This window comes from Microcoleus sp. SVA1B4 (assembly GCF_036700545.1).
In the GTDB taxonomy this organism is placed as follows: Bacteria; Cyanobacteriota; Cyanobacteriia; order Cyanobacteriales; family Microcoleaceae; genus Microcoleus.
The window spans coordinates 63,067-75,103 of record NZ_JAUBPB010000019.1 but is presented as its reverse complement, the minus strand read 5'-3'; the positions used below and the strand labels follow the sequence as shown (position 1 = coordinate 75,103).

Genomic DNA, 12,037 nt, shown 5'->3' with positions numbered 1-12,037 from the left:
GGTTCGACTGCGGTTTCTCAATGGCTGGGAGCGTGCAATAATTAAAGACTTTAGCCGTCCAATTTTTCTAGGTTCTGCCTCGATTTAATCCTGCAATTCAAACTATTTTTTGGCTTTTAACTCTGCAATTACTGTAATTGAACCAGGGCCAAATAGCGATAAGATAGGCAGGTTGACTCTGGGGAATTTTACTCACATGAAATCAAATAAAACCGCTGCTAGTTCGTCTGCCAAATTTAAGCGGGTGGGCGTTGTCGGTGGCGGCCAGCTAGCTTCGATGATGGGGGATGCTGCTAGGGGGATCGGTATTGAATTGGTAGTACAAACTCCCCATGCTACTGACCCGGCAGTTTCTGTTGCTGCTGGTGCTGTTTTGGCTGCTGTTGATGATGTTTTGGCTACGGCTCAATTGGCGGATGACTGCGATGTTATTACTTTTGAAAATGAGTTTGTGGATTTGGATGGTTTGCGGCCGCTAGAGCGGCAAGGTGTGTTATTTCAGCCGAGTTTGTCGTCGCTTTCTCCTTTGTTGGATAAGTACGTTCAGCGCTGTTATTTACAAGGTTTGGGTTTGCCAACTCCGAGGTTTTGGGAATGGGATTGCAGCGCGGATTTGCCCCCGGAATTGTTTGATTCGGTGACGATCGACTTTCCGGCAATTTCTGTTTCCGACAGCGTGCAGATTGCAGGAGACTCGGATGCTGGATCGATCGACTTTCCCTTTGTGGTCAAAGTTCGCCGCCACGGTTATGACGGCCAAGGTACTTTTATTGTTAATGATCGGGGGAGTTTTGAGTCAATTCGTGCTACACTCCAAGGTCAGTCTTTGCTACTGGAAGAGTTTGTGCCGTTCGATCGCGAATTGGCTGTGATTGCAGCTCGATCGGCAAATGGGGAAATTGCGATTTATCCGATCGTGGAAACTCAGCAACAAAATCAGGTTTGTCATCTGGTGATTGCGCCCGCTGATATTAGTTTAGAGGTGAAAAATGAAGCTTGTGCGATCGCCCGCACTCTCCTCAACAGTTTGCAAGCTGTCGGCGTATTCGGCATTGAATTATTTTTAACCGCCGACAATAAGCTGTTAGTCAATGAAATTGCACCCCGCACTCACAACTCGGGACATTTTACGATCGATGCTTGCGAAACTTCCCAATTTGAACAGCATTTGCGCGCAGTTTGTCAACTGCCTTTAGGTAATTCGGCTCTGAAATGTGCAGGCGCTGTGATGGTAAATTTGCTAGGCTACGAGTCTGCCCAGTCCGATTATTTAGCAAAAAGACAACAACTGGCACAAATTAGTGGTGCTTTTGTCCATTGGTATGGTAAGGAAGTATCGCGTCCGGGCCGCAAACTCGGTCACGTTACAGTTGTGATCGACGCGGAGTTGGTGGCTCAAGGGCGATCGCAAGCACTGGCGATCGCTCAAACCGTAGAATCCATCTGGTATGCAAGTTAAATTGCTCAAAGCTTGCCAAAATCGGGTTAGTTGGTATATATTTAATAAAGGTTCTACTGCGACGTTGGTGACTGCCAATAATGTTTTTTTGATCTATAACTCTTAACTCTCGGGAATCAAGATGTTTGGACAGCAGTAAACTGGGCTTGTACCCAGAAACTTTAAGTCCGAGCCAACGGTACCCACCTGGTAAAATACCAGGTCAAAAGCTGAGGTAAGACGGCGTTGCGGGGAACCATTAAAATTTGGATAGAGATAGGCGCTGTGAAATATGGCTAGCCTATTTTTTTTTGAGATAAGCTGTTGCATATTTAAACTATACAAGCATTACCCTTGTTTTTGATTTGGCGACCCCATTTAATTATTAATTGTCCTTCATTTAAGAGGCGAGGCAATAAATACTCCAGCTATTCAATTGATATAAAAAGTCGATTTGCAATATATTTTATCGAAAAATAACGGATATGGAATGAGAATTAAATAACTTAGAATGCGTGATGGTTCTTGTGGGATGGGCGTCCCGCCCGCCCTGAATATACAATTTAAATGCGCGACAGCTTAGCAGTCTATTTGCAAATTTGAGATGTTCCCAATCATCTTGCGATCGCCCTATTAATAATTTCCACAAACTGATGCAGTAAAGCAGTCATTCTATTTTAGATTTGAGATTTTGGATTTTGGATTGAACCCACGGATAAATTCGGGGGCTTGAGGATTTTAGATTTGAGATTTTGGATTGATTCCACGGATAAATTACGTGGCGGGTACCACCTTTGAAATTCTTGGTCAACTCTCAGCAAAATCTCCGGCGTGGACTCGATCGCCCTTCCAATAAAAATATTTAACCAAGGTGGGCAAAAGCCCACCCTAATTCCTACTTCCCTACAGTGAAATACTCATTCTTAGCATACACGCTAATAATGCAATCTCCCAATTCAAAAAACATCCCCTCTTGCTCATCCTTAGAAAATTGCAAGTTGCCGTATTTAGAATTAATTTCCTCAGCAGTCGCCGCTTTTGCCTCCATTTCATCCGGGATAAGTCCGGTAGAACCGATATAGAAAACCAGCGGTGAAACTTTTTCCCTGTACGCTTTTTCAGCATAAGCTTCCAGTCGCTCATTCGCATTAGCTAAAGCAGCGACAAATTCGTCTCGCTTGACATCTTCTCCCTGCCATTTCGCTTGCAAAAGGCGCAGCAAACTATCTGCACCCACTTTGGCTAAAGTAGCGCTAACAATTCCGTTATCCTCCAACCCCAAAAACTCATCAAAAATCAGTTTCATCAAGTCGTCAACTTTGGTGATTTTTGTTCGGGATGACAGCGTTTTGTGTGCGAAGACAACAGGCTCATCTAAGGTGATGTCAAATGTCGGTTTTGCTAGCTTTTCGCCCGTGTTTTTGTGGTAAACTTCATAAAGGCGATCGAGAAATTTGTTGGCCGAGTGCAACTTGCCGAAGTTGAGAATGTTTTTGCTGCCGATGTCGATTTTGTAGCTGACTCGCGAATCTACTGAACCGTTGGCGATCGCACTTTTTAATTCCGTGTATTCTGTCGTCGTCGGAAAGTTGATGTAAAGGCTTTTTGACAGATAATGCTGTTTCAATTCTTCCAATTGTTCCGCAGTGTAAGCCTCGGATTCCTCCTTCAAATGAGCCGAGAGAATGCTAGAGAGAATTTTGATTTCTGCTAGTTCCTCAAACACTCCGTCAAGGCTGCCGTAACGCCCGTCAAAAGGCACGAGGGGCAAAGTCTCTAACTTAATATCGTACTCGGAACGGAAGTCAAATTCTTGCACGGGCGAACCGTCTTTTTCAAGGAGACCGCATTTTTTGAGCAAATCAAACACAGGTTTGCTGCTGATTTTGGTTCGCAGCGACTTAATATTAACTTCGCCGTCGCTGACAATGGTATAATTGTTGAAAGTATTGAGGTCTGTAACTAGAATTCCCGCCACTTCGGCGATTAAAGTTTCATCCTCAACTTTTACCAGCTTAGCTTTTCGGGTAATCAGCATATTGATGGTAGCGGTATTTTGATTGATGGCAAATGAACCCATTTGCACGTATTCGCCACCATCTAAGAATTCAGTTTTCAGCCAAGGCTTGACAAGGTTGCCGTTTTCGTCTCGCTTTCCTTCAATTCGCTTTAAACCTTTTCGCTGATAATTTTCTTGCAAGTGTTTCAAGTTGATGATGATGCTGTTGCTGTTTTCCTCCAATATCTTGATTAACTCCAGCAGGGAAATTTTATCGCTGACTTTTACCCGATCGCCAATTTCATGATTTTTCAACACATCAGGCGCAAAAACAGCCTCTTCCAAATCTTCCGTAAACTCGGCTATTTGGGCATTTGTCAAAGCTTTCGCGTGTTTTTCCGTCAAAGTAGCGTCGAAGGTGCTCGCCAGCGCATACTTAGCCGTATTTAAATTGCCGTCAGCGAGGTTAGCTTTCGCAAAAGCCAACACCGACTCATCAGTTTGAGCAACGGGAACATCTAATTTGTCATACTCATCTTTGGCGACTTTCTGATATTTGTAAAACAGTCCGCGATCGTCTGCTTTCAGCCCGCAGATTTTCAGCGTACTCGATGAACCGTTGATTTTCTTGCCACTTTTGGAAACAAAAACTTGATAATCATATTCCTTAATTAACGGTTCTTCCAGCGGCGGTGCAACGGAACTGCCTAACAGTTTTGTGCTGTCGTAAAGAGCATCATAAACCATTTTAACTTCGCCCGCGCGGATGCAATTTCCCGATAATGTGTTGGCGATTTTGGAGAGAAGTTTGAAGTCAGCAGAGGCATAGGATATGGTGTTGGCAAACACATCCATGTCTTTGAGTTCTTCGCAAATTTCCCCTAGTTTTGTAGCTTCGGAATTAGCACTGGGGTCATTTGCATAGCCGTCTGTGTGCAAATTGATCGCTGTCATTTCTCCCGCTTTAACCAGAGATTTAGCGAGTTCCATCGACTGCGATATGCAGGTATAGCCAGCCGTGTGGATTTTTTGAATTTCTTTGATGTATTGAGAGTCAAACTTCAGCACTTCTTGAATGGGAATTCGCTGGAAATGACAAATTACGTCCCCATTGCTAGCATAGGAAATCAGGCTGACAATTAGCTGGTAATTGTTGTATTCGTCTAAGGTCAAAAGCTTGATTAGGGTTTCTTTCAGCGGTTCTAACTCATAACACATTGAGCCGGAACGGTCGATGATGATGATGCTGTGAGCGACGGATTTTTCTGGGATATCGCCTGGTGTTCTTTCTAAATTAATGCGATCGACTAGATAGAATGCCTTGGCGTTTCCGGCAAAATTGTAGAGGGTAAACTTGGTGCGAGTATTGGAGGCTGCTTGGCTGCTGGAACGTTTGACTTGAGATGATTGTTTTGCTTGCCGTGCCATAGTTTTCACCTATGTTGATTTATTCATCAACTTAATCATGACACGCGCTTCTGTAGATGTCAAGGCCTGTGTGGAAAATTATGTGCAAAGCTGAATAAGCATTAATATTTAGCAAAGGTTGCCAAAAGTAGTGGATGTGCATCAAGGCCACAGAAACCGGGTTTTTTACCGAATCTGCGGGTAACAACGAAATATTTTCGTAAAAAAACCCGGTTTCTAACTATCGGCGCCAGTCCTAAAATATTTAGCCAAGCATGGTTTATTTAGAAAATCCGCTGCTCAAACTTTATCTAAATGTAATCGGATGGGTGACGTTGGGATTCATTCTCGGCCGCCTGCTACCAAGAAGCTATTCTACATATTTAGCCAAGTTTCTTTTCTTCTTTGGGACGCCATTGAGCATTGTTGCTTTCATCCGCCGCGCCAATTTGTCGGGCGCTATTTGGATGGCGCCGCTGATAGCTTGGGCGGCAATTCTAGCAGGTGGAGGACTCGCTGGGATTTTGATAAATTTTGGTGTCGGTGAGGAACGTTTCAAGACTCTTAATCCGGCCCAAAATAGCCCGGAACACACCAGCGCTTGGAGTTTGCCCACTCAAGGCAGCTTTTTATTGGCAACGATGCTGGGTAATACGGGTTTTTTAGGCATTCCCGTCACCTTGTCCTTATTAGGTTCGGAACACTTTGCCTGGGCGTTGTTTTACGACTTGCTAGGCACTACGATGGGAATGAATATACTGGGAGTTGCTATTGCTTCTCACTGCGGTAAAAGCGATCGCCGTCAGGGTTGGTTAACACCCCTGCAGGCAATCTTTCAGAATCCGGCACTGTGGGCTTTTGGTCTAGGATTTATCTCGCGCAGCTTGCCGCTGTCGGCACAAATCGCAGAATTGTTAACAACAGGCGCTTGGACTGTAATTACTTTAGCTTTAATTACGATCGGGATGCAGTTGAGCAAGTTGAATTCCTTGCACAACCTCAAACCAGTTTTGGCTTGTCTGGCGATTAAAATGCTGTTTATTCCCTTGGTAATTGGCACGGGATTAACGTTTTTTGGCATCGCGGGCGCGCCGCGACTTGTGCTCGTGTTGCAAATGGCAATGCCTCCTGCTTTTGGTACTACATTGCTGGCCGAAGCTTTCAATCTCGATCGCGAATTAGCCGTAACTGCGATCGGCATCGGCTGCGTTAGTTTATTATTCACTATTCCCCTATGGATGAGGCTATTTAATTTTTACTAAAAATAGGAATTGCTCAGCTTGAAAATTTTATTATTTTAGTGATCCCCATCACAAACATTGAACGATATATAGTCTTTCTCAGTAAAATGAGGTGTTCTCCGATCGAGGGCATAGGGCATAGGGCATAGGCCTCCGTGGGTATAGGGCATAGGGTAGACCTAACTTTATTTAAAACTGCTATAAAACTGCTATCTCTCATCTTGATTTAAAATAAAAATCACGTGACTTGGAAACTGTATTGGCTTCTGCTAATGTGGAAATAGCCCGTGGAGGACGGGAAGAATATAAGTATGGCAAGTATAAATTTTAGATTGACAGGTTATCAAATTCTCGATCGCATTTACTCAGGAACTCGCACCCTAGTTTATCGAGCTTTCCGTATTGATGACAAACAGCCAGTCGCCATCAAAGTCTTGCGGAACGAGTATCCCAGCTTCAGCGAACTGGTGCAATTTCGCAATCAGTACACGATCGCCAAAAACCTCAACTTGCCCGGAATCATCGAAACCTACAGCTTGGAAACCTACCACAACAGCTATGCGTTGGTAATGGAAGACTTTGGGGGAATTTCTCTGAAGGAATGGAGGGAACAAGGAGAAACGGGGCCGACTCTGATCGAGTTTTTGCAAGTGGCGATCGACCTGAGCAATATATTAGATATACTCTACCGCCACCGGATAATTCACAAAGACATTAAACCCGCCAATATTTTAATTCATCCCCAAACAAAACAAGTCAAACTCATTGACTTTAGTATTGCATCTTTGCTACCAAGGGAAACTCAAACCTTGATGAATCCTAACCTGCTGGAAGGGACACTCGGCTATTTGTCTCCCGAACAAACGGGAAGGATGAATCGCGGCATAGACTACCGCAGTGACTTTTACTCTTTGGGCGTGACTTTTTACGAATTGCTGGCGGGACGATTGCCGTTTCAATCCAACGATGTGATGGAATTAGTACACTGTCATATTGCCAAGCAACCACCATCACTGCATGAAATCAATTCTGAAATCCCGCCCCTACTCTCGGAGATTGTCAGCAAATTAATGGGGAAAAATGCCGAAGACCGCTATCAGAGTGCGTTAGGGCTGAAATTCGATTTAGAATGTTGTTTGGAGCAACTTGAAGAAAACGGTAGGATAAAGAGTTTTGCGATCGCGCAGAGGGATGTTGGCGATCGATTCATGATACCAGAAAAACTCTACGGTCGCGAAACAGAAGTAGAAACCCTACTCGAAGCCTTTGATCGCGTTAGTAGTGGCACAACTGAAATGATGCTAGTAGCTGGTTTTTCGGGGATTGGGAAAACTGCAATTGTGAAGGAAGTTCACAAACCAATTGTCCGCCAGCGCGGCTATTTCATCAAAGGAAAATTCGACCAATTTAACCGCAATATTCCTTTCTCAGCTCTTGTCCAAGCATTTCGAGATTTAATCGGACAATTGCTGAGCGAAAGTGACGAAAGGTTGGAAAATTGGCAAACTCAAATATTCCAAGCGCTGGGCGATAACGGTCAAGTCATTATTGAAGTAATTCCCGAACTCGAAAGAATTATTGGGAAACAACCACCCGCACTGGAATTATCAGGAACTGCGGCACAAAATCGGTTTAATTTGCTGTTTCAAAACTTTATTCATGTGTTCACAAAGCCAGAACATCCCCTGGTGATGTTTTTGGATGACTTGCAGTGGGCTGATTCCGCCTCGCTGCGGTTAATGCAACTGCTTGTTACCGAGTCGGAAACCGGCTATTTATTAGTAATTGGTGCCTACCGAGATAATGAAGTATTGGCCGCACATCCGTTGATGCTGACACTGGATGCAGTGGTCAAAGGTGGGGCCACGGTGAATACTATTACCCTGGAACCGTTGAGTTCAACAAGTCTAAATCATTTGGTTGCTGATACGCTCAATTGTGATCCATCTTGGGCAATACCGTTGGCGGAATTGGTGGCACAAAAAACCCAGGGAAATCCCTTTTTTGCAACGCAGTTTCTCAAAGCCCTGCATCAGGATGGGCTGATTGAGTTCGATCGGCTTGCTGGTTATTGGCAGTGCGATATTGTGCGAGTTCGGGAGGCAGCGCTGACGGATGATGTGGTCGAGTTTATGGCGTTGCAGTTACAAAAATTGCCGCCCGCGACTCAGAATGTGTTGAAGTTGGCTGCTTGTGTTGGGAATCACTTTGATTTGGGGACTTTGGCAGTTGTTTCCAAGCAATTGGAAACGGAAACGGCGGCGGATTTGTGGAAGGCATTGCAAGAGGGGTTAATCCTGCCTGAAAGTGAAATCTACAAGTTTTATATGGGGCGAGAAAGACGGGAGGAAACCGAAAATTCGGAGGTGGTAAATTACAAGTTTTTGCACGATCGCGTTCAGCAAGCTGCCTATTCTTTAATTCCCGAACAAGAGCGATCGCGTGCTCACTATCAGATTGGACAATTGCTGATCCAGCAAATTTCACCCGCAGCTATAGAAGAGCAAATTTTTTCAGTTGTCAATCAGTTGAATTATGGTATTGCGCTGATTGAAGACCAAACACAACGTGATGATTTGGCACAACTCAACCTCACGGCTTGCCGCAAAGCCAGAGCTGCTACTGCTTATCAAGCTGCTCGCGAGTATGCTGCGATCGGGCTAAATTTGCTTGGAGATAACCCTTGGCAACGACAGTACCAGATGACATTGAACTTGCACGAAATAGCCGCAGAAGTGGCTTCACTCTGTGGGGAATTTGAACAGATGAATCAGTGGATTGACACTGTGATTCATCATACCAGAACTCCCCTAGAGCGAGTGAACGTTTACATCGTCAAAATTCAGGCATTATCGTCCCAGAACAAGTTTTTAGAAGCAATTGCTATCGGTTTGTTGAGTCTCAAAGAATTAGGAGTTGAATTGCCCGATCGCCCTACATCAGAAGATATTCAGCAAGCAGTGCAGGAAATTAATAGCTCGATCGCCGATCGACCGATTGAAGAGTTATTCGATCTGCCAGCGATGGTAAACCCCCAAAAACTGGCCACGATGCAAGTGGCGGCAAGTATGGGGTCAGTTTGTTATCTGGTTGGTTCGTCTTTGTTTGCACTGGTGACTGCCTTACAGGTAAATTTATCTATCCAATATGGCAACAGTCGTACTTCAGCTTATAGCTATGGTTGTTATGGGATGATTCTCAACAACTTTCTACAAGATGTGACAGTAGCCGATCGGTTTTGCCGATTAGCTTATCGTCTTGCCAGTGGGGCGGAGGCCAAAAATATTCGCTCTGCAACTTTTGCTGCGCTCGGGATCTGTTTGCACCATCACAAATCGCACTTGCGGGAAACTCTCCCCATTCTTCAGGCAGGCTATCAAGTCGCATTAGAAACAGGCAATCTAGAGTTTGTCGGGTATAATGGGCAGGGATTCTGTCTAAATTCCTACTGGTGCGGTCAACCTTTGGCAGAACTTGAGCCCCAAATTCGGGCATACCGTCAGCAATTATTCGACCTCAACCAACTAGCAACGGCAAATTATTGTTCGGTTTTTTGGGAAACAACGCTGTTTTTATTGGGTAATCCAAACAACTTTGAGATTTCCTTTGAAGTGGAAGGCTATGATGAGAAGCTGGTTTCTGAGTCGCTTGCCTCTAACGATTTTTACCGACTCTGCATCTTCTATCTGTACAGGGCAACGTTGAGATTCCTGCTGGAAGACATTGCTCGGGCCTCCGCAGATGTCGATCGAGCAAGACAGTATATAGCGGGAACCGTAGGAACTACTTGCGAAGCAGGTTTATATTTCTATGACTCACTCATAGCCCTTGCCACTCCTGAGTCCGAGGCTGAGTTAGAAACGCAGTCGCAACGAGTTCAGGAAAATCAAAGTAAGTTGCAGCATTGGGCCGAACACGCCCCCATGAATTATTTGCATAAGTGGCAGTTGGTAGAAGCAGAGAAATACCGAGTTGCCAGACAGAGGGCAGAAGCTATTGAAATGTACGATCGCGGCATTTCTGGAGCGAAAGAAAACGAATACATCCAAGAAGAAGCCCTCGCTAACGAACTAGCAGCTAAATTCTACCTCGACTGGGGCAAAGAAAAAGTAGCGCAAGCTTATATGCAAGAAGCCTACTACTGTTATGCTCGCTGGGGAGCGAAAGCCAAAATCGATGACTTAGAAAAATGCTATCCCCAACTTCTTGCTCCCATATTGCAGGCAAGAGAAAATCGTGGTGTAATCAGCGAAACTCGCCTCCACACGATCAATAAATCGTCAGTTTTACATCAAACCTGGCACACAACTCTATCTAGCAGTAGCAGTATTTACGAAGCCCTCGATTTCGCGACTATTCTCAAAGCCTCCCAAACTCTATCCAGTGAAATTCAATTAGAAAAATTACTGGCTGCACTGATGTGTGTGGTGATGGAAAATGCCGGGGCAAAAAAAGCAGTTCTCCTGTTGATTAAGGATGGGAATCTCGCGATCGAAGCTGTAGCCTCCTTCAATCAAGATGTCATCTCAATATCTGTACCACTGTCAGCCAGCGACGAGTTTCCCCCTGCTGTGGTCAACTATGTTAAGCGGACTTGGAAAACTGTCGTTTTGGATAATGCAGCAGTACAAAATGATTTTATTGCCGAGCCGTATTTGATGCAGAAAAAGCCCAAAAGTGTGCTGTGCACCCCGATTTTAAATCAGGGTAAATTAATCGGGTTGCTCTACCTAGAAAATAACTTAACAATTGGTGCATTTACAGAAGATCGTACTGATGTCATCCAACTTTTGTGCGCCCAAGCGGCTATCTCTATAGAAAATGCTCGCTTGTACCAGCAATCTCAAGCTTATGCACAAGAATTAGAGCGATCGCTCCTTGATTTGCAGCAAGCACAGTTACAGATCGTGCAAAGCGAAAAAATGTCCGCATTGGGCAATCTAGTCACAGGAATAGCCCACGAAATCAATAATCCTGTCGGGTTTATTAGCGGCAATATTGAGGAAGCAACGACCACGATCAAAGATGTGATTGGTCACTTAAAATTATATCAAGAAAAACTGCCAAATCCAGGCGAGGAAATTGAAGAAAATGCTGAGGATATTGATTTAGAGTATGCCTTAGAAGATTTACCCAAGATGCTGTTGTCGATGAAAGTGGGATGCGATCGCATTCGCGGCATTAGCACCAGCCTCCGCACCTTCTCCAGAGCCGATAAAGACTACAAAGTTCCCTTTAATATCCATGAGGGCATTGACAGCACCATCTTAATTTTGAAACACCGGCTGAAAGCCAACGAACACCATCCGGCGATCGAAGTCGTCACAGATTACGGGAATCTTCCCCCCATCGAATGCTTTCCCGGTCAACTGAACCAAGTCTTTATGAACTTGCTTGCTAACGCGATCGATGCCCTAGAAGAATCAAACCAAGGACGCAGTTTGGAGGCAATTAAAGCGAATCCACACTGTATCACAGTTCGTACCAGTCAGTCGGGCGATCGACACATCAAAATTCAGATTGCCGATAACGGTGCGGGCATGACAGAAGCCGTGAAAAAACGGATTTTCGACCATTTGTTCACAACGAAGGCAGTAGGAAAAGGCACTGGGTTAGGATTGGCTATCGCCCGCCAGATTGTAGTCGAAACCCACGGTGGAACAATTAATGTCAATTCTATTTTGGGGGGAGGGAGTGAATTTGAGATAGTGTTACCTATTAGCGAATAAAAGTTGACTGTTGACTGTTGACTAATGACTAATGACTAATGAAAAAGGTTATTCATTTTTCATTCTTCATCATTTTGTTTGTCTAGTTTGACTTCCTTGAGTACGATCGACTAATTTCTATTTGAAAAAATCCCGAATAAGTAAATTAGATTGCCGATCGGGAATTATACCAGCCCCGATCGCAACTGCGGACACGAGCAAAACTTCCAGCGCCCCTTCGCCA

The 12,037-nt window shown here is 44.6% G+C and carries 4 protein-coding genes and 1 other RNA gene; 4 read left to right on the top strand and 1 reads right to left on the bottom strand.

Translation table 11 applies throughout. The annotated features are described in order from the left end of the window. The first annotated feature begins 196 nt into the window (after window positions 1–196). The gene (locus QT987_RS11770; RefSeq protein ID WP_333239998.1) at window positions 197–1,459 is read left to right on the top strand and encodes a 5-(carboxyamino)imidazole ribonucleotide synthase; all 1,263 of its coding nucleotides are present in this window, start codon (window positions 197–199) and stop codon (window positions 1,457–1,459) included. Window positions 1,460–1,509: 50 nt separating this feature from the next. Further along, window positions 1,510–1,697: non-coding RNA, 6S RNA (gene ssrS, locus QT987_RS11765), on the top strand. A 636-nt stretch (window positions 1,698–2,333) separates the two neighbouring features. Here ssrS and QT987_RS11755 read toward each other — a convergent pair. Further along, the gene (locus QT987_RS11755; protein WP_333239996.1) at window positions 2,334–4,865 is read right to left on the bottom strand and encodes a vWA domain-containing protein; all 2,532 of its coding nucleotides are present in this window, start codon (window positions 4,863–4,865) and stop codon (window positions 2,334–2,336) included. A gap of 254 nt (window positions 4,866–5,119) precedes the next feature. Between QT987_RS11755 and QT987_RS11750 the strand changes: the two genes are divergently transcribed. After that, window positions 5,120–6,106: an AEC family transporter gene (locus tag QT987_RS11750; protein ID WP_333239994.1), complete on the top strand. Its 987-nt coding sequence runs from the start codon at window positions 5,120–5,122 to the stop codon at window positions 6,104–6,106. A gap of 290 nt (window positions 6,107–6,396) precedes the next feature. After that, window positions 6,397–11,814, top strand: coding sequence for an AAA family ATPase (locus tag QT987_RS11745; protein WP_333239992.1), 5,418 nt, complete (start codon window positions 6,397–6,399; stop codon window positions 11,812–11,814). The last annotated feature ends 223 nt before the right edge of the window (window positions 11,815–12,037 follow it).

What these genes read in the sequence shown, in the direction of transcription:
- QT987_RS11745 (WP_333239992.1), top strand. Translation starts at nt 6,397, where the DNA reads ATGGCAAGTATAAATTTTAGATTGACAGGTTATCAAATTCTCGATCGC.
- QT987_RS11770 (WP_333239998.1), top strand. Translation starts at nt 197, where the DNA reads ATGAAATCAAATAAAACCGCTGCTAGTTCGTCTGCCAAATTTAAGCGG.
- QT987_RS11750 (WP_333239994.1), top strand. Translation starts at nt 5,120, where the DNA reads ATGGTTTATTTAGAAAATCCGCTGCTCAAACTTTATCTAAATGTAATC.
- QT987_RS11755 (WP_333239996.1), bottom strand. Translation starts at nt 4,865, where the DNA reads ATGGCACGGCAAGCAAAACAATCATCTCAAGTCAAACGTTCCAGCAGC.